Source organism: Thiomicrospira sp. ALE5, assembly GCF_900112445.1.
In the GTDB taxonomy this organism is placed as follows: domain Bacteria; phylum Pseudomonadota; class Gammaproteobacteria; order Thiomicrospirales; family Thiomicrospiraceae; genus Thiomicrospira.
This window is the reverse complement of sequence record NZ_FOYY01000005.1, coordinates 120,936-139,937: the sequence shown is the minus strand read 5'-3', so window position 1 is coordinate 139,937 and position 19,002 is coordinate 120,936. Positions and strand designations below refer to the sequence as shown.

Here is a 19,002-nt window from a genome sequence, read left to right as displayed (position 1 = left end):
TTCGGTATTAACGTACGTTTCCATACGGTATCCCCAACCAAAGGGCAGATTCCCATGCATTACTCACCCGTCCGCCACTCGTCAGCAAGAGCAAGCTCTTCTGTTACCGTTCGACTTGCATGTGTTAGGCCTGCCGCCAGCGTTCATTCTGAGCCAGGATCAAACTCTTCAGTTTAATCTTGAACATTTTTAAACACTCGGAATTGACAAAGTTAACATGGAAGAATTACTTCTACCTATACTTACATTTGTCGTTTCGAGTTAATTTTTGCAGATACTCATTCAAGCACTTCCACATAAATTATCTCTGAATTACCTACTTTTTAAAGAACTTCTTTCTAACTTTACCAAACCAACATATCGTCGCTTGGAAGCCCGCTATTATAACCAGGCCTGCGTTTTAGTGTCAATATTTATTTTCAAAATCTTTTCACTCAAACCGCTTGTTTCTTACCTTCTTAGCGCATCGCTTCGAAGTGAGGCGTATTCTACAGACTCCCCAGTTCCTTGCAACTCTTTTTTACGGTTTTTTTAAAGTTTTTTTATAAACTAGGTTTATAGACTGCCCAAGCCAAACTTATCCACAGAGTTACACACAAAACCCACTTCCATGACTATCATTTGTGCATTTTGTACAATTACTTAATGGTGACCCTGGCAAATTTACGCTTACCTACTTGTATAACACTTGATGCTAAATTGGTCATAACAGCTTTTCTGTCACTCAATTTTTCACCATTTAATTTGACACCACCCTGTTTTACCATACGATGTCCTTCAGAAGTTGTATCAACCAGGCCTGCTTCTTTTAACAAATTCGCCAGCGGCATACTTTGCTCAAATATGTATTCAGGCATATCATCAGGTATGGCATTTTTTGAGAAGCGTGTTTCAAAATCATGTAGTGCTAACTGAGCCTGCTCTTCGGAGTGAAAACGCGACACCAATTCAAATGCAAGTTTAACCTTAATATTACGTGGATTTTCACCCTGCTCAACCGCGATCCTGTAGCCCTCAATTGTTTGAAGACTTTCAAAGCTCAACAATTCATAGTAACGCCACATCAACTCATCGGAGATTGACATAACTTTACCAAACATATCATTAGGCGCATCCTTAATGCCGATATAGTTATTAAGTGACTTTGACATTTTTTGTACGCCGTCCAAGCCTTCTAATATAGGCATAGTAAGCGTAACTTGTGGTTTGTCGCCCGCCTGTTGTTGCAACTGACGTCCCATGAGCAGGTTAAACTTCTGATCCGTGCCACCTAATTCAATATCAGCCTTCATCACAACCGAATCATAGCCCTGAACAAGCGGGTATAAAAATTCATGCAATGCAATTGGCGAACCTGCACGATAACGGGTTTCGAAATCATTACGCTCTAGCATTCGTGCAACAGTCGCTGACGAGGCTAATCTAATCATATCTGCTGCGCTAAAATCGCTGAACCATGCGGAATTAAAAACCACTTTTGTTTTCGATGGATCAAGAATTTTGAAGACCTGCTCTTGATAGGTTCTAGCATTTTCAGCTATATCTTCATGCGACAAAGGAGGACGCGTAGCGCTCTTGCCAGTTGGGTCACCAATCATCGCAGTGAAATCACCAATTAGGAAATGAACTTCATGTCCCAAATCTTGTAGCTGCTTAAGCTTATTAATTAATACGGTATGACCCAAATGCAAGTCCGGCGCAGTGGGATCAAAACCTGCTTTAACAATGAGCGGACGATTCAGCTTTAACTTTTCAACCAACTCGGCTTCAACCAAAATCTCTTCTGCGCCACGCTTAATAATGGCTAACTGTTCATCAATACTTAACATCTTCGCTCTCTAATATATTGTCTTTAACACCGAATTAGCCGCACAACACGGTATCGGTGTTTAATTCTAACTTTCCGGTCAACTGACTAACGGACTGCAAGCCGTGCTTTTCAAGATAACGCGCAATATCCTTATTCATTTTCTTGATCAATAATGGGTCTTTTGCCAACGCGGTGCCAACAGCAACCATTGATGCTCCCGCCAAGAAAAACTCAATTGCATCCTCGGCGCAGCTCACGCCACCCAAGCCGATAATCGGAATGTCATGGTGCTTAGCAACCTGGTAAACCTGATGCACGCGCAAAAGCGCAACGGGCTTAATTGCTGGACCAGACAAACCGCCTTGATTGTTACCCAGATCAGGCCGCCAAGTATCAATATTAATTGACATACCCATTAAGGTATTAATAGCAGACAGTGCATCAGCACCCGCTTCGATCACTCGACGCGCACCTTCAGCAACATCTGTCTGATTAGGTGACAATTTTATTATTAGTGGCTTAGTCGTACTTGCACGACATGCCTCAACCACGCGCGCCGCCATATCCGGATCGTTACCAAAAGCCGCCCCGCCCTTTTTCACATTAGGACAGGATATATTAATTTCCAGGCCTGCTAATGCGGTTTGTTCAAAACGACGACACACTTCAGCATACTCCTCAATGGAGGAACCGGACACGTTAGCAAAGTATTGGGTAGCGCTATAATCCAGTTGCGGAAGCAATTGATTTACCACATAATCAACACCCGGATTTTGTAGCCCAATTGAATTTAATAATCCATTGGGTGTCTCCCAGACGCGATCAGGTTTATTACCTAACTTGGGCTCTAATGTAGTGCCTTTAAGAAACACCGCGCCAACATCTTGGCTACGAAAGCCTGATACGGCTTGATATTCCAAACCATAGCCAGCGTTACCTGACGCCATGGCAACAGGTGAGCGGCAGACTACACCACAAATATTAACTGATAAATCAACCATAGCGATACCTACTACTATGTTACATATTATTCTTTATGAACCAGAAATCCCGCAAAATACGGGAGCTTTGATTCGACTGAGCGCCAACATGGGTGCGCATTTACACCTAATCAGACCCTTTCCTTTTGACTTGAGTGAAAAACGGGTCAGACGTGCGGGGCTGGATTATCATGAACTCGCCAATGTATTTGCGTACGATAACCTTGAGCAATGCCTAGAATCTATCAGACCCAATCGAGTATATGCACTAACAACCAAGGCCACGCACCACTATCATGAACCTTCGTATCAACCGGGTGATGCATTTTTATTTGGTCCCGAAAGTCGCGGCCTTCCAGAGCAAGTCCGCAATCAATTTCCACATGGGCAATTACTGCGCATACCGATGGTTGCAGAAGCTCGAAGTATGAATTTGGCCAATGCCGTTTCAGTCATGGCTTATGAGGCTTGGCGCCAACTAGACTTTCAACCCTTGAGCAGTCCTAAACACTAGCCATAAGCACTAGACCAAGCCTTGCTCGGCAGTTTGCTCACGTGCAAGTAATTGCGTTACCGCCTCTTCGGCGGTTATTTGACCTTGGACAAGCTTGAAAACCTGTTCAACAATAGGCAACTCTAGCTGCTGGGCTTGAGCGATTGCCATCACAATCTTAACAGCCTTGACCCCTTCAACTACTTGACCAATTTCCTGCTGCACCTGTTGCGCACTCCTACCTGATCGCGCTAGGCTCAAACCAAAACGTCGATTACGAGAAAGATCATCAGTACAGGTAAGCACCAAATCTCCCAGGCCTGCTAATCCCATCAAGGTAGAAGGTTGAGCATCAAATAACGCACCAAAGCGTTGCATTTCAACCATACCCCTGGCGATTAATGCTGCGCGCGCATTTGCGCCCAAACCCATGCCATCACTTATACCCGTTGCGATAGCCATAATGTTCTTGAATGCGCCGCCCACCTCTACACCCGCAATATCTGCTTGGGTATACATGCGAAAATGTTTATAGTGAAAAGCCTGCGCCCAAAAGTCTGCCTCAGCTGAATCTTGAGATGCACTAACCATGGCCGTTGGCAAACCTCTTGCCACTTCATCGGCAAAGGTAGGGCCCGAAACAACCGCCATCGGAGCGTCAGCACCCAACTCATCGACGGCAACTTGATGCAGCAAGCGCTGATTTTGTGGATCAAACCCTTTTGTCGCCCAAGCAAGGTGTTTGGGTTGACCTACTAGCTGCACAACCCGTTTTAACAAATCGGCAAAAGCGTCACTCGGCACAACCAGCAAAACACCATCAACATCAGCTAGGGCGACAGCTAGATCGGCTGTAACCATCAAACGATCGGGAAAGACAATATTTGGCAAGTATCGCGGGTTCTCACGTTGTAACACCATACTTTCGGCATGAGTATTACTGTGCGCCCATAACACCACATCATGACCTTTTGCTGCAAGATGAACAGCTAATGCCGTCCCCCATGCACCCGCACCCAGTACCGCTAACCTTAACAAAACTTAAGCACCGCTATCTCGTTAACCAATTTCGTTTTGCACAGCAGAACGCGAACTCTCATCCGCTTGCTCCCCTTGCGCCTGCTTCTGTTGCATATGGTTAGCATAGAGCGCATCAAAATTAACCGGCTCAAGCAGTAATTGAGGGAACCCTCCGCGAACAACTAAATCCGATACCGTTTCACGAGCAAATGGAAAAAGAATATTAGGGCACTGACTACCTAACATATAACCGAGTTCTGCCTGCTCAAAATTGGCAATCGTAAATACGCCTGCTTGATCCACTTCACACAAAAAGGCTGTTTTATCATCGATCTTAACAGTGACAGTTACCCTTACCATGACGTGGTAAATATCATTTTCAATGTTGTAACTTTCAACGTTAAGATTCACGTCCATTTTAGGCTTAAACTCCACCGCAAACATACCCGGTGAATTAGGTGCTTCGAAAGATACATTTTTGACATAAATTTTGTTGATTAAAAAGCGTTTGTCTTCTGCCATTTCACTTAACCTTTGCTAATAGCTCATCTAGCTGACCTGATTTATCAGCCGCATATAATTCATCGCAACCACCAATATGGTCGTCTCCTACAAAAATCTGGGGAATGGTGTTACGCCCCGACACATCCTTTACTTTTTGCCAACCATTTGGAATTTGGTCAATATTATGCCATGTATACATCACTCCTTTTTGATCCAAAAGTTTACGCGCTTTGAAACAATATGGACAAGTGTTATTGGCGTAAACAACTACTTCGGTATTCATACGCCCCCCTTTCGCTTTCCCGAACCTTTTTCCTTACGACGCGCTTTTTTAGATACCGGCTGATTTAAAGGCAATCCTGCCATTTTCCACGCCAAAATACCGCCGCGTAAATTTGCAACCTGCTTAAAACCAGACTTAACTAACTGACTTGCCGCGCCACCGGAGCGCGCACCAGATTGACAATAAACTAAGATTTGCTTTTCTTTAAAGTGGTCAAGCGTTGACATCTTATCCTTGAACTCACTACTGGCTATATGACGTGCTTCGCCAATATAACCCGTTTTAAATTCCGCGTCTGAGCGCACATCCACCACCAGTGCGCCTTGATTATAGAGACGGGTTGCCTCTTCTGGCGATACCTGTTGATAACCCAAAAACCTATCGCCAACATAAGAGTAAAGTAGCATCAGCGTAATCACACCAAGAGCCACAAACAACAATACATTTTGAGCAACAAAATCTGCAAACATAGTTCTATCCTTAACTAACGAGTTTCTCGCAAATCAGATGATTTTAACAGCGAAACTGGCTACAATAAATCCAATTTATGACTAATTTTAATTACAGGGCTAATAAATGACCGAACAAACCATTAAGACAGCTAAGCCAGTCGGCCTTATTATCTTAGATGGCTGGGGCCACAACCCAAACAATGAACATAACGCCATCGCACAAGCTCAGACCCCCACCTGGGACAGCATTTTACAAAACAACCCTAATACGCTTATTAATACATCAGGCCTCAATGTCGGCCTACCAGATGGTCAAATGGGTAACTCAGAGGTAGGCCATTTAAATCTTGGCGCAGGGCGCGTGGTTTACCAAGAACTCACTCGCATTCAAAAAGCGATTGAGGATGGCATCTTTTTTGACAATAGTGCATTAGTCCACGCTATTGATTCGGCCACGTCACGCGGGCGTGCAGTTCACATACTTGGCCTAGTTTCAGATGGCGGCGTACACTCCCACATCAATCATCTTAAAGCGGCGGCTTCACTTGCTATCAAACGTGGTGCCAAAACGAATTTACATTTATTTACCGACGGCCGTGACACTGCACCTGAAAGCGCACTGGGTTACGTAAGAGACATTGAACAACATTTAAAATCGCTTGATAGTGGGCGCATAGCCTCTATCACAGGCCGCTATTTCGCCATGGATCGCGATAATCGCTGGGAAAGAACACAAAAGGCATTTGATGTCATAGCCAGTGGACAAGGTGATTTTACTGCCGACTCTGCCAAAGATGCCATCAAAGCAGCCTACGCGCGCGGTGAAACGGATGAATTTATCTTACCCACGGCAATAGTCAAAAAGAATGGCAAACCCATTAAAATAAAAGACGGTGACGCCATTATTTTTATGAATTATCGAGCTGACCGCGCCCGCCAACTTACTCGCCCGTTTATAGAGCGTGACTTTGCTGATTTTCACCGTGACGTTTCACCGATCCTCAGCGACTTTGTCACTTTGACTGAATATAACAAAAACTTCAATGTATCTGTTGCTTTTAGACCCACCAAATTAATCAACACTTTTGGAGAATGGGTTTCAAAACAAGGTCTTACCCAGCTTCGTATTGCAGAGACCGAAAAATACGCTCATGTGACTTTTTTCTTAAACGGTGGCGTTGAAGCGCCCAATAAAAATGAAGATCGAATCCTGATTCCATCACCTAAAGTTGCGACCTATGATTTGCAGCCTGAAATGAGCATCAATGAACTCACTGATAAATTATGCGACGCCATCTCATCGCAAAAATATGATACGTTTATTTGCAATATTGCTAACCCAGACATGGTCGGGCACTCTGGAAACCTTGCAGCCTGCATCAAAGCCGTTGAAGCAGTTGACGCAGCCCTTGCTCGCATTACGGCAGCTATGACAAACGTAGAAGGTGAATTACTCATAACCGCTGACCATGGCAATATAGAACAACTTTGGGATGAAACCACTAACAGTCCATTGACGGCACACACCACCAACCCAGTTCCTTTTGTCTACATTGGTAAACAGGGGTTCTCGTTACGTGAAAACGGGAGTCTTCCGGATGTGATTCCAACGCTATTAAAGCTGATGAATTTATCACAACCTGAAGAAATGACAGGCCAGTCAATCTGTATTGATTAACGTTGACTCATTAAGACTTCAACAGCAGGCGCTCCATGAGCAGGCCTGCTATCGTAATTAAGATTAAATCACCCCCATCGCACACATTGCCTGGCTTACTCTTAAGAACCCTGCGATATTGGCGCCCATAATATAATCATTAGGGCAGCCATAGCATTCCGCTGTTTCGTAACAGTTTTGATGAATATTGACCATAATTTCATGTAACCGTGTCTCGGTATAATCCTGCGTCCAAGAATCTCGACTCGCATTTTGTTGCATTTCTAATGCACTGGTTGCGACGCCACCAGCATTGGCTGCCTTACCCGGAGCATAGGCCAAACTTGCTTGCTGCAATACACGAATCGCACCGGGTGTGCACGGCATATTTGCCCCCTCAACAACCGTTTTACAACCATTTTTAACCAGCATTTCTGCATCACTAGCATTCAGTTCATTTTGCGTCGCACATGGCAAGGCCACATCACAGGGCACTGACCAAATAGACCCATCTTGATAAAACTTTGCGTGCCTTACCTCTTCAGCATACTGACTAATACGCGCATACTCCAATTCTTTAAGGCGTTTAACTACTTCAAGTTTTAGCCCCTTCTCATCGACAATAAAACCAGAAGAATCTGAGCACGCAATGACCTTAGCACCGTAACTCATCGCTTTTTCAATTGCATAGATCGCCACGTTTCCCGAACCGGACACAACCACTGTCTTGCCATCTAGGCTATCGCCACGCGCTTTCATCATTTCTTGGGCAAAAAATACCGCGCCATAACCGGTTGCTTCTTTGCGCGCCAATGATCCGCCCCATGCAATACCTTTACCAGTAAATACACCAGACTCGTAGCGGTTTGTAATACGCTTGTATTGACCAAACATATAGCCTATCTCGCGGGCACCGACACCAATATCACCCGCTGGCACATCGGTATGCTCACCGATATGACGGTACAACTCGGTCATAAAACTTTGGCAAAAGCGCATAATCTCATTATCCGATTTACCCTTGGGGTCAAAATCACTGCCGCCTTTTCCACCGCCTATCGGTAAACCGGTTAGGGCATTCTTAAAAATCTGCTCAAAGCCCAAAAACTTAATGACACTCAAATTAACCGATGGGTGAAAACGAATGCCCCCTTTATAGGGACCAAGCGCACTATTAAACTCAACGCGAAACCCACGATTAACCTGCACCTCACCACGATCATCAACCCAGGGCACGCGAAAAATAATTTGGCGCTCAGGCTCACAAATACGTTGCAAGATTTTTTTCTTCGCGATTTCCGGGTGCTTCGCCATCACTGGATTCAAGCTTTCAAACACTTCAAAAGTTGCCTGATGAAACTCCAGCTCCCCTGGATTTCTCTTTAACACTTCCTGATAGATTAAGTCCAAGCTATCTTCTAACTTTAAACCCATTTTTCGATCCTCACAGGCCTCTAAGGCTCGGCTTATATTTTAAAGATGATTTAATGTCATTTTTTTGTCAAAAATCACGCTACATTGTTCCACCTAACCTATTATTATAGAGTATTAAAAAGTTGAAAACGCTTAATGGCTCTCTTGCTGTATCTTGGATTAAATCTTGACAAAAGACCATTAAAACTATAGATTAACCACCCCTTTTTTCTTAGTAAATTAAATAAAAGGGCCGAATAAATAAATTTGCCGCGCACTGGGCGCATTAAATTGTGAGCGATTTCCAGATAGCCTCTACTTAGCTCTCTGACGACCCGCAAAACCCAGAACATAAGGAACCGTTAGACATGAACTCATTGAATACCCTAAAAGGCCTTTACTCCCCAGATTTTGAGAAAGAAAACTGTGGTTTTGGCCTGATTGCTAACATGGATGACCAACCGAGTCATTGGCTGGTAGCAACAGCGATTAAGTCATTATCAAAGATGACGCATCGCGGGGGGGTCGCTGCAGATTGCTGCACAGGTGACGGATGCGGCTTACTTATTAAGCGCCCTTCTGCCTTTTTCGAATCACAGGCACAGCAACTCGGCATTACCCTTAACCCACTATATGCTGTTGGCATGGTGTTTTTAAGCCAAAATGCCGATTTTGCAGATCGCGCAAAACAAACACTAACAACAGCCATCGAGTCACAAGGTTTACAAGTCGCTGGCTGGCGTGACGTACCCGTTAATTCAAGCGTTCTGGGTGCGCAGGCTGCATCAATGGAGCCGTGTATTCAACAAGTCTTTGTTAACGCTCCTTCAAGTAATAATGAAAACGAATTCAATCGCAAGCTTTTCACGGCACGGCGTAAAACTGAAATGGCTATTGAGCCCAATGACAGCGACTTTTATATTGCCTCGCTGCACTCACAACTGATTGCATACAAGGGATTAGTGATGCCGCGTGAGTTAGAGCTCTACTTCCTAGACCTGGTCAATCCAGATTTTGCGTCATCATCAATATCTTATCATCAACGTTTTTCTACTAACACCATGCCACAATGGCGTTTGGCGCAGCCCTTCCGCTTTCTTGCACACAACGGTGAACTCAATACGATTCGGGGTAACCGTAACTGGGCGTTGGCTCGTCAACAAAAATTTGAGACACCACTCATTCCAGAGCTTGCTGAACTTAAACCTCTAGTTGCACAGTCTGGCTCAGACTCAAACAGCCTCGATAATATGCTCGAAGTACTGATGATGGGCGACATGTCAGTTTTCCAAGCACTTCGCCTCCTGATCCCACCAGCTTGGCAAAATGTTCCTCACATGGATGCCGATCTAAAAGCCTTCCTAGAGTACAACTCTATGCACATGGAACCTTGGGATGGTCCAGCAGGCCTGGTCATTAATACGGGCAAATATGCTATTTGCGGTGTGGATCGTAATGGTTTACGCCCAACACGTTACGTTATTACCAAAGATCGCCATATTACCTTTGCCTCCGAAATTGGCGTTTACGATTATGCACCAGAAGACGTTGCTGAAAAAGGCCGTTTAAAACCAGGACAAGTGATTGCAGTTGATTTAGAAAACGGTCAGTTACTAATGCCTGATCAAATTGACCACGCATTAAAAACCGCTAAACCATACCGTCAATGGATGGATGCGGGTTATCGCCATCTAGAAGAACAGCATGATCAAGAAACCTTACAGGGTAACTGGGATGCCAAAACGGTTAATAGTTATCAAAAATACTATCAAGTTAGTTTTGAAGAACGTGACCAAATTATCCGTGTCCTCGCAGAGTCTGCACAAGAGGCTGTTGGATCGATGGGTGACGACGCCCCGCTGCCGGTGTTCTCGCATAAACCACGCTCGGTGTTTGATTATTTCCGTCAAATGTTTGCCCAGGTCACCAACCCACCTATTGACCCGTTACGCGAAGCGATCGTGATGTCGCTCAACACCTGTTTTGGCCGCGAGCTCAATATGTTTGAAGAAGGTCCGGATCATGCGCATCGTCTAGAGGTGAAGTCACCAATTCTAACACCAAGCATGATGGATCAACTTTTAGCTTTGGATGACCCGAATTATCGCGCTCAGACTTTCAGTTTGCACTATGATGCTAATCAAACAGATCTAAAGTCAGCTATCATTAAAATGAATGAACAGGTAGCCGCAGCCGTGACAGCGGGGGTTACTTTGGTCATTTTAAGCGATGAAAACATTAGCGCGGAGATGACTTCAATCCCGGCGGTTATGGCAACCGGTGCACTACATCATCACTTAATTAAGGCAGGCTTGCGTACTGAAGCCAATATCATTGTAGCGACAGGAACGGCGCGTGACCCGCATCATTTCGCTGTATTGTTTGGCTATGGTGCAACAGCGGTTTATCCATATCTTGCCTATGCCGCTATTGCTGACATGCAACGTACCAAAGAGCTCGATCCTGCTACCCCGATAGGCAAGTTGATCAGTAACTACCGCAAGGGCATCAATAAAGGCTTGATGAAAATCATGTCTAAAATGGGAATTTCCACGTTGCCGTCCTACCGAGGCTCACAGTTGTTTGAGGCGGTAGGTTTGAGTTCAGAAATCGTTGGATTATGCTTTCCAGGTACCGCAAACCGAATTGAAGGTACTAAATTTGAACACCTAGAAGCTGATCAATTACGCCTAGCCAAAGAAGCGTTCAACCCACGCAAAAAAATGGCGCAAGGTGGACTACTTAAATATGTTCATGGTGGCGAATACCACGCCTACAACCCAGATGTGGTTGAAAACCTACGTAACGCGGTGCAAACTGGCGAAAAACGCTACTATGACATCTTTGCTGATCTGGTAAACAACCGTCCAGCCATGACCATCCGCGATATGATCACTTTCCGCAAGGATATCAAAGCTATTTCTGTAGATGAGGTTGAACCGCTAACCAGTATCTACAAACGTTTCGACAGCGCAGGTATCTCACTTGGCGCCCTGTCGCCTGAGGCACACGAATCATTAGCCACCGCAATGAATCGATTAGGTGCACGTTCCAACTCTGGTGAAGGCGCTGAGGACCCGAGTCGCTATGGCACTGAAAAAATGTCTAAAATCAAACAGATTGCTTCTGGTCGTTTTGGTGTCACCGCGCATTACCTTCGCAACGCGGAAGTGCTTCAAATTAAGGTCGCTCAAGGTGCTAAACCGGGCGAAGGAGGACAACTGCCCGGTCATAAAGTGGATATGACTATTGCTAAGCTGCGTCACTCGGTACCAGGCGTTACCCTAATTTCACCGCCACCGCACCACGATATCTATTCGATCGAGGATTTAGCACAGTTAATATATGACCTAAAGCAGATTAATCCCAATGCCTTAGTATCTGTTAAGCTGGTTGCAGAACCGGGGGTTGGCACGATTGCGGCGGGTGTGGCCAAGGCCTATGCCGACCTTATAACGATTTCTGGTTATGATGGTGGTACCGGTGCCAGCCCAATCACTTCGGTAAAATATGCGGGTAACCCGTTTGAAATGGGTCTAGCAGAAACCCACCAAGTTTTACGCGCCAACGATCTTCGTGGCCAAGTTATTGTTCAGGCAGATGGCGGCCTAAAGACCGGACTAGACGTTGTTAAAGCGGCTATTTTGGGCGCAGAGTCATTTGGATTTGGCACCGCACCGATGATTGCACTGGGCTGTAAGTACCTTCGCATTTGCCACTTAAATACTTGTGCCGTTGGTGTTGCAACGCAGGACAAGCGTTTACGCAAAGAGCACTATATTGGCTTACCTGAAATGGTTATGCATTACTTCCAGTTTGTAGCTGAAGAAACACGTGAATGGATGGCTAAGTTGGGTGTTCGAAGCTTAGAGGAATTAGTTGGACGTACGGATCTTCTTGCTATCATTGACAATCCTCTCACTGATAAACAACGCAATTTAGATCTTACTAGCATCATTAGCGATGGAGGTGTGCCGGCTAATAAACCCCAAACTGTTCAAGTTGAACGCAACAACCCTTGGGATCGCGGTGATTTAGCAGAAGAAATGGTCAAACAAGTGCTACCTGCAATTGAAGCTAAGAGTGGCGGTATCTTCAACTTTAAACTGGTAAATACTGGGCGGTCAATAGGCGCCCGCGTAGCCGGTGAAATTGCCGAACGTTATGGTAATCACGGTATGTTATCTAACCCGATAACATTAAAACTAACTGGCATTGCTGGTCAATCATTTGGTGTCTTCAATGTGGACGGTTTAAACCTTCACCTTGAAGGCGATGCTAACGACTATGTTGGCAAGGGTATGGCCGGTGGAGAAATCGTCATTATCCCACCAAAAGAGTCGGCGTTTAACCCGCGCTTCACGCCAATTGTAGGTAACACCTGCTTATATGGTGCAACAGGCGGTCGTTTATTTGCGCAAGGTACGGGAGGTGAGCGCTTTGGTGTTCGCAACTCAGGCGCCATTGCAGTGGTGGAAGGACTCGGTGACCATGGCTGCGAATACATGACGGGGGGTACCATCGTTAGCTTGGGTGAAGTCGGTGTGAACTTCGGAGCCGGTATGTCAGGCGGCATGGCGTTTATTCTAGACCTCGAACGTACTTTACCTGATCGGCTAAATGGCGAAATGGTCGAAGCAATGAGAGTCGACACGGAAATGACTGAAGCCCATCGCAACTATCTAAAATCACTCTTAAACGAGTATGTTCAAAAAACACAAAGTCCATGGGGCCAAGAGGTTTTAGCCAACTTTAGTCAGTATATCGGTCACTTTTGGCTTGTTAAATCTCGCGCCATTGATGTGAAGACGCTGCTACAACTTTTTGCAAATGATGCGGCTTAAAAGGAATTTATAGATGTCAAACGTAAGACAATTTTTAGAATTAGACCGCCAACTTCCTACAAAGCTTGAAGCGGCAGAACGTCGTCAAAATTTTGAAGAAATCTATACCGACTTCGATGCCTCAGAGGCCATGGCTCAAGCGGATCGCTGCCTTCATTGTGGCAACCCTTACTGTGAGTGGGCTTGCCCCGTTCATAACTATATACCTAACTGGCTCAAACTTGTTGCAGAAGGCAATGTGATGGAGGCGGTTGAACTATCACATAAAACGAACTCACTTCCCGAAATGTGTGGTCGGATATGCCCACAAGATCGTTTATGTGAACAAGCCTGTACGCTCCACGATACCAATTTTGGTGCGGTTACCATTGGAGCCGTCGAAAAATATATTAGTGATGTTGCCATTGCTAGTGGCTGGCTACCTGATATGTCAGATGTTGTTAAAACGGACAAGAAAGTGGCCATAATTGGCGCTGGACCCGCCGGCCTAGCTGCTGCCGATGTGCTTGTGCGCAATGGTGTACAAGCCATTGTTTTTGATAAACAACCTGAAATTGGTGGCTTACTGACCTTTGGCATACCCCAGTTTAAACTAGATAAAAAAGTCGTTGAGCATCGCCGGCGTGTATTTGAACACATGGGTGTAGAGTTCCGCCTGGGTATTGAAGTAGGCAAGGATATCGCATTTGAAGATATTATTAGTCAGCATGATGCTGTGTTTTTAGGCATGGGAACCTATAAGCCTATGCGTGGTAACTTCCCTGGTGAAGACTTACCCGGTGTTTATAAGGCTCTCGATTTCTTGGTGGGTAACGTGAAACATGAGCTTGGCCTCGCACAGACACCCGAACCCTATGTTTCAATGGCCGGCAAACGCGTTGTCGTATTAGGTGGTGGTGACACGACAATGGACTGTACTCGTACTTCGATTCGTCAAGGCGCGAGTGAAGTACATTGTGTTTATCGTCGTGATGAAGAAAATATGCCGGGTTCACGTGCTGAAGTTAAAAATGCCAAGGAAGAAGGTGTTCAATTTAAGTTCAACCTTGCACCTGTAGAAATTATTGGCACTGGCAAGGTAGAAGCCATCAAGGTTATTCAAACCAAAATGGGGGAGCCTGATGAAAATGGTCGTCGTCGCGCCGAAACGGTAGCCGGTTCCGAGACTGTCATTCCTTGCGATGCTGTTATTGTTGCATTTGGTTTTAAACCCAATCCTCCAGAATGGTTTAAGCATTACAATATTGAGTTAAATAGCTGGGAAGGCGTTGTTGCTTCAAAAGATAGTTTGTATCCTTTCCAAACCACTAATCCTAAGATTTTCGCAGGAGGTGATATGGTAAGAGGTTCTAGCTTAGTTGTTCATGCTATTGCTGAAGCGCGTGATGCCGCTGAAGGCATCCTGGATTATCTAGAGGTTTAGTCTTAATCATCAGCTCAAAACCAAAAAGGCTCCAAATGGAGCCTTTTTAATATCATCGATTAAAGCAGAACTTAGTTCTTATCTTTATCAACAATTTTGTTCGCTTGAATCCAAGGCATCATCGAACGTAATTGCTCACCAACGACTTCGATTGGGTGCTCTGCATTCATACGACGCATCGCAGTCATTTCTGGGTAGTTGGTCATACCTTCAAGAATGAAACGCTTAGCATACTCACCGCTTTGGATGTTGTAGAGGGCTTCACGCATTGCCATACGGCTTTCTTCGTTAATGACCTGTGGACCCGTAACATACTCACCATACTCAGCATTGTTAGAAATGGAGTAGTTCATGTTGGCGATACCGCCTTCGTACATCAAGTCAACAATCAGTTTTAACTCGTGTAAACACTCAAAGTAAGCCATTTCAGGGGCATAACCGGCTTCAACCAGAGTTTCAAAGCCCATTTTAACCAATTCAACTGCACCACCACAAAGAACGGCTTGCTCACCGAACAGGTCAGTTTCACACTCTTCACGGAAGGTCGTTTCGATAATACCGGTACGACCACCGCCTACACCTGAAGCATAAGAAAGCGCGATAGATTTTGCTTTACCAGATACATCTTGGTGAACTGCGATTAGGTCAGGAATTCCGCCGCCTTTAACAAATTCTGAACGTACTGTGTGGCCTGGTGCTTTAGGTGCAATCATAATGACATCAAGATCGGCACGAGGTACTACTTGGTTGTAAAGAACTGCAAAACCATGTGCAAAGGCTAATACTGCGCCTTTTTTCAAATTAGGTTCGATTTCTTCTTTGTATAGTACAGATTGGAATTCGTCTGGTGTTAGGATCATCACTAAATCTGCACCAGCAACAGCCGTAGCTACATCTGCGGTTTTTAAACCATAGCCTTCAGCTTTTTTAATTGAAGACGAACCTGGGCGCAGACCGACGGTAACATCAACACCAGAGTCCTGTAAATTCGCAGCATGTGCGTGACCTTGCGAACCAAAGCCGATAACCGCGACTTTCATGCCACGAATAATAGAAAGATCACAGTCTTTATCGTAATAAACTTGCATTGCTTTTCCTTTGAAATTAAACGAGTTAAGATGATTATTTGCGGAATTATAACCTAGTCCTAGACGAAATACCTAAAACCAGGCCTGCTAATGAATGTTTTAGAGTTGTAAACATTTTTCGCCGCGCATAATGCCCATTGCGCCAGAACGAACCGTTTCCATAATTAATGCAGGATCAATGGCAGCAATAAAGGCATCAAGCTTTTGTGTCTCGCCCACCAGTTGAACGGTATAGGTCGTTGCCGTAACATCGACTATCGTGCCACGAAAAATATCAGTCAACCTCACCAACTCCTCACGGAATGCACCCTGTGCAGTTAGCTTTATCAGCATCAGCTCCCGCTCGATATGAGGTCCGTCTGTTAAATCCACCACTTTCACCACGTCAATTAGACGGTTAAGGTGCTTAACAATTTGCTCAATCTGGTGCGCGGTACCACTCGTGACGAGTGTCAACCTTGACAAGGACTCTTCCTCGGTAGGCGCAACCGTTAAAGCATGAATATTATAACCACGCGCGGAAAACAAGCCCGCAACCCGTGACAGTGCTCCTGACTCATTTTCCATGAGCATTGAAATTATATGTTTCATAAATATATTTACACCAAAATCATTTCGTTTTGTCCGGCACCTGCTGGAATCATTGGGTAGACGTTCTCTTGCGGGTCAGTCACAATGTCAATAAACACCAGGCGATCCTTCAGCGCAAAAGCTTCCTCAAGCTGTTGACGCATAGTCTTAGGGTCATCAATACGCACCCCTACATGACCATAAGCTTCAGCCAACTTAACAAAGTCCGGCAAAGAATCCATGTAGGACATAGAGTAACGGCGATCGTAGAAAAACTCCTGCCACTGTCTTACCATACCTAAATAGCCATTATTTAGGCTCACAATTTTGATTGGCAAACCATATTGCAAACAGGTGGAAAGTTCTTGGATGTTCATTTGAATAGATCCTTCCCCGGTCACACAGATAACTGTAGCATCTGGAAAAGCCATCTGAACACCCATAGCAGCAGGCAAACCGAAGCCCATTGTGCCTAAACCACCGGAATTTATCCAACGCCTGGGCTTATCGAAGGTGTAGTATTGCGCAGCAAACATTTGATGCTGTCCAACATCCGATGTCACATAAGCGTCACCGTTTGTTACCTCCCAGACCGCTTTGACTGCCGCTTGTGGCTTGATCTTGGTAGCACTTTCATCAAACTTTAAGCAGTTCATTTCACGCCACTCAGTGATTTGAGCCCACCAAGCGTCGATCGCTTCTTGATTAGCACCTTTATCCATCCCTGCCAAGTGCTGATTCATTTCTGCTACAACCTGTTTAACTGGACCTACGATAGGCACATCAACAGTTATAATTTTGGAGATAGATGCAGGGTCTATATCAACATGAATGATCTTAGCATTTGGACAAAACTTGGCGATATTACCCGTCACACGGTCATCGAAACGAGATCCTATAGCAATTAACACATCGCAGTGATGCATTGCCAAGTTGGCTTCATAGGTACCATGCATACCTAACATGCCTAAGTTTTGCTGGTCTTGAGCTGGATAGGCTCCTAATCCCATAAGCGTCTGTGTAATCGGGTAACCTAATGATCGTACCAGCTGAATAAGCTCGTCCGCAGCATCACCCAGTACCGCACCACCACCCGTGTAGAAGACGGGGCGTTCAGCTGACAACATCAACTCAACCGCTTTTTTGATTTGACCGCTATGACCTTTCGTTACAGGTAAGTAAGAGCGTAGCTCAACTTCTTGTGGATACACATAGGTGCTTATGGCGTTTTGTACGTCTTTAGGAATGTCAACAACAACGGGGCCTGGTCGGCCGGTTGTAGCAATATAAAATGCTTTTTTGAGCGTAATTGCTAAATCTTTAACATCCTTGACCAAGAAATTATGCTTCACAATGGGGCGCGTGATGCCTACAGTATCGCATTCTTGAAATGCGTCTGACCCAATCAAGTTCGTGGGAACCTGACCCGTAAGCACCACCATTGGAATAGAGTCCATATAAGCTGTTGCAATACCTGTTACGGTATTGGTTGCTCCAGGACCCGATGTTACCAGCACCACACCTGGCTTACCTGTAGAGCGAGCATAACCGTCTGCGGCATGCACTGCCGCTTGTTCATGACGCACCAGAATATGTTTCAATTCTTTTGCATCGGTATCCAGTGCATCGTAAATCGGCAAAGCCGCGCCACCTGGATAACCCCATACATGCTCTACCCCCGCATCCTCTAAAAAATGAACGAGAATTTGGGCACCAGTTAGTTCCACAATAATGGTCCTCCATTGATTAACGACTCTTAGAAAAAGTCGTTCTTGGAATAAAATTTGAAAAGTCGTTAATTATAACGAAATTTAACCTGATTGCGTAAAAATATCAGCGAACTCGTTTGTTTGCTATACCAAACAATTCCCGACTATTTTACTAGGAAATTAACCTTTTGGAAACAACTCTTCACGGTAATGTCGTAACTCGCTGATTGATTCGTAAATATCATCCAGAGCCAGGTGCGTGTTTTTCTTAGTAAAACCACTATAGACTTCTGGATGCCAGCGCTTTGCCAACTCCTTAAGGGTGCTTACATCTAAGTTTCGATAATGAAAATAGTCTTCTAGCTCGGGCATATCAACCGCCAAAAACCTTCGATCCTGACAAATACTATTGCCACACATAGGCGACTGCCCCTTGCTGACATATTGTGCTAAAAAATCGATTGTTATTTTCTGTGCTTCTTCAACAGATACGACACTCCCCTTAACCCGAGCGGTTAAACCTGACGCTCCATGAGTCTTTTGGCACCATTCATCCATCTTAGCAAGTTCCTCGTCTGGCGTTTTAATTGCGATAACAGGTCCCTCCGCCACAATATTTAACGCTGAATCAGTCACAACCGTCGCAATTTCAATTATTTTGTGGGTACCTGGCTCTAACCCAGTCATTTCTAAATCAATCCACACTAAATTTGTATCAGATTTCATAATTTTTCCGTTTTGACATAAAATAAACCG

The 19,002-nt window shown here is 44.9% G+C and carries 15 protein-coding genes and 1 rRNA gene; 4 read left to right on the top strand and 12 right to left on the bottom strand.

Annotated features, from left to right (window positions below):
• The 3 genes from BM293_RS09550 to BM293_RS09540 form a co-directional block, all read right to left on the bottom strand.
• Positions 1-175, bottom strand: a 16S ribosomal RNA gene (locus BM293_RS09550); the annotation flags it as partial.
• Between the two features lie 463 nt (positions 176-638).
• Positions 639-1,829 (bottom strand): tyrosine--tRNA ligase, encoded by a 1,191-nt coding sequence (gene tyrS / locus BM293_RS09545; protein ID WP_093448918.1) that lies wholly within the window; start codon positions 1,827-1,829, stop codon positions 639-641.
• Between the two features lie 34 nt (positions 1,830-1,863).
• The gene (locus BM293_RS09540) at positions 1,864-2,811 is read right to left on the bottom strand and encodes a dihydroorotate dehydrogenase (protein ID WP_093448916.1); all 948 of its coding nucleotides are present in this window, start codon (positions 2,809-2,811) and stop codon (positions 1,864-1,866) included.
• A 16-nt stretch (positions 2,812-2,827) separates the two neighbouring features.
• Here BM293_RS09540 and BM293_RS09535 point away from each other — a divergent pair, with 16 nt between their 5' ends.
• Positions 2,828-3,304, top strand: a complete 477-nt coding sequence (locus BM293_RS09535; protein ID WP_093448913.1) for a tRNA (cytidine(34)-2'-O)-methyltransferase — start codon at positions 2,828-2,830, stop codon at positions 3,302-3,304.
• Between the two features lie 9 nt (positions 3,305-3,313).
• On the opposite strand, the gene BM293_RS09530 is transcribed toward BM293_RS09535, so the two are convergent.
• Genes BM293_RS09530 through BM293_RS09515 form a run of 4 tightly spaced genes read right to left on the bottom strand, consistent with a single transcriptional unit; the run spans position 3,314 to position 5,560 of the window.
• Positions 3,314-4,321, bottom strand: a complete 1,008-nt coding sequence (locus BM293_RS09530; protein WP_093448910.1) for an NAD(P)H-dependent glycerol-3-phosphate dehydrogenase — start codon at positions 4,319-4,321, stop codon at positions 3,314-3,316.
• Between the two features lie 21 nt (positions 4,322-4,342).
• The gene (gene secB, locus BM293_RS09525) at positions 4,343-4,825 is read right to left on the bottom strand and encodes a protein-export chaperone SecB (RefSeq protein ID WP_093448907.1); all 483 of its coding nucleotides are present in this window, start codon (positions 4,823-4,825) and stop codon (positions 4,343-4,345) included.
• A 1-nt stretch (position 4,826) separates the two neighbouring features.
• Positions 4,827-5,090 (bottom strand): glutaredoxin 3, encoded by a 264-nt coding sequence (gene grxC / locus BM293_RS09520; protein ID WP_093448903.1) that lies wholly within the window; start codon positions 5,088-5,090, stop codon positions 4,827-4,829.
• On the bottom strand, positions 5,087-5,560 hold the full coding sequence (locus BM293_RS09515; protein ID WP_093448900.1) for a rhodanese-like domain-containing protein: 474 nt from the start codon (positions 5,558-5,560) through the stop codon (positions 5,087-5,089). Before BM293_RS09515 ends, grxC begins: the two co-directional genes overlap by 4 nt.
• A 106-nt stretch (positions 5,561-5,666) precedes the next feature.
• Here BM293_RS09515 and gpmI point away from each other — a divergent pair, with 106 nt between their 5' ends.
• Positions 5,667-7,220, top strand: coding sequence for a 2,3-bisphosphoglycerate-independent phosphoglycerate mutase (gpmI, locus tag BM293_RS09510; protein WP_093448898.1), 1,554 nt, complete (start codon positions 5,667-5,669; stop codon positions 7,218-7,220).
• A gap of 63 nt (positions 7,221-7,283) precedes the next feature.
• Here gpmI and gdhA read toward each other — a convergent pair whose 3' ends face one another.
• Entirely contained in the window at positions 7,284-8,633 is a 1,350-nt protein-coding gene (gene gdhA, locus BM293_RS09505; protein ID WP_093448895.1) for an NADP-specific glutamate dehydrogenase, read from the bottom strand.
• 347 nt (positions 8,634-8,980) lie between these two features.
• Here gdhA and gltB point away from each other — a divergent pair, with 347 nt between their 5' ends.
• Together gltB and BM293_RS09495 are read left to right on the top strand one after the other, a co-directional pair.
• Positions 8,981-13,456: a glutamate synthase large subunit gene (gene gltB / locus BM293_RS09500; protein WP_093448893.1), complete on the top strand. Its 4,476-nt coding sequence runs from the start codon at positions 8,981-8,983 to the stop codon at positions 13,454-13,456.
• Between the two features lie 13 nt (positions 13,457-13,469).
• Positions 13,470-14,879 carry an FAD-dependent oxidoreductase gene (locus BM293_RS09495; RefSeq protein ID WP_093448890.1) on the top strand — a complete coding sequence of 470 codons (1,410 nt, stop codon included), beginning with the start codon at positions 13,470-13,472 and terminating at the stop codon, positions 14,877-14,879.
• Between the two features lie 71 nt (positions 14,880-14,950).
• Here BM293_RS09495 and ilvC read toward each other — a convergent pair whose 3' ends face one another.
• The 4 genes from ilvC to orn form a co-directional block, all read right to left on the bottom strand.
• Positions 14,951-15,967, bottom strand: a complete 1,017-nt coding sequence (ilvC, locus tag BM293_RS09490; RefSeq protein ID WP_093448887.1) for a ketol-acid reductoisomerase — start codon at positions 15,965-15,967, stop codon at positions 14,951-14,953.
• A gap of 99 nt (positions 15,968-16,066) precedes the next feature.
• Positions 16,067-16,558: an acetolactate synthase small subunit gene (ilvN, locus tag BM293_RS09485; RefSeq protein ID WP_093448885.1), complete on the bottom strand. Its 492-nt coding sequence runs from the start codon at positions 16,556-16,558 to the stop codon at positions 16,067-16,069.
• A gap of 8 nt (positions 16,559-16,566) precedes the next feature.
• Positions 16,567-18,264 (bottom strand): acetolactate synthase 3 large subunit, encoded by a 1,698-nt coding sequence (locus BM293_RS09480; protein WP_093448882.1) that lies wholly within the window; start codon positions 18,262-18,264, stop codon positions 16,567-16,569.
• Positions 18,265-18,426: 162 nt separating this feature from the next.
• Positions 18,427-18,972 carry an oligoribonuclease gene (gene orn / locus BM293_RS09475; protein WP_093448879.1) on the bottom strand — a complete coding sequence of 182 codons (546 nt, stop codon included), beginning with the start codon at positions 18,970-18,972 and terminating at the stop codon, positions 18,427-18,429.
• Positions 18,973-19,002: the final 30 nt, after the last annotated feature.

What these genes read in the sequence shown, in the direction of transcription:
- BM293_RS09515 (WP_093448900.1), bottom strand. Translation starts at nt 5,560, where the DNA reads ATGTTTGCAGATTTTGTTGCTCAAAATGTATTGTTGTTTGTGGCTCTT.
- BM293_RS09535 (WP_093448913.1), top strand. Translation starts at nt 2,828, where the DNA reads ATGTTACATATTATTCTTTATGAACCAGAAATCCCGCAAAATACGGGA.
- tyrS (WP_093448918.1), bottom strand. Translation starts at nt 1,829, where the DNA reads ATGTTAAGTATTGATGAACAGTTAGCCATTATTAAGCGTGGCGCAGAA.
- secB (WP_093448907.1), bottom strand. Translation starts at nt 4,825, where the DNA reads ATGGCAGAAGACAAACGCTTTTTAATCAACAAAATTTATGTCAAAAAT.
- gdhA (WP_093448895.1), bottom strand. Translation starts at nt 8,633, where the DNA reads ATGGGTTTAAAGTTAGAAGATAGCTTGGACTTAATCTATCAGGAAGTG.
- ilvN (WP_093448885.1), bottom strand. Translation starts at nt 16,558, where the DNA reads ATGAAACATATAATTTCAATGCTCATGGAAAATGAGTCAGGAGCACTG.
- orn (WP_093448879.1), bottom strand. Translation starts at nt 18,972, where the DNA reads ATGAAATCTGATACAAATTTAGTGTGGATTGATTTAGAAATGACTGGG.
- ilvC (WP_093448887.1), bottom strand. Translation starts at nt 15,967, where the DNA reads ATGCAAGTTTATTACGATAAAGACTGTGATCTTTCTATTATTCGTGGC.
- BM293_RS09540 (WP_093448916.1), bottom strand. Translation starts at nt 2,811, where the DNA reads ATGGTTGATTTATCAGTTAATATTTGTGGTGTAGTCTGCCGCTCACCT.
- gpmI (WP_093448898.1), top strand. Translation starts at nt 5,667, where the DNA reads ATGACCGAACAAACCATTAAGACAGCTAAGCCAGTCGGCCTTATTATC.
- BM293_RS09495 (WP_093448890.1), top strand. Translation starts at nt 13,470, where the DNA reads ATGTCAAACGTAAGACAATTTTTAGAATTAGACCGCCAACTTCCTACA.
- grxC (WP_093448903.1), bottom strand. Translation starts at nt 5,090, where the DNA reads ATGAATACCGAAGTAGTTGTTTACGCCAATAACACTTGTCCATATTGT.
- gltB (WP_093448893.1), top strand. Translation starts at nt 8,981, where the DNA reads ATGAACTCATTGAATACCCTAAAAGGCCTTTACTCCCCAGATTTTGAG.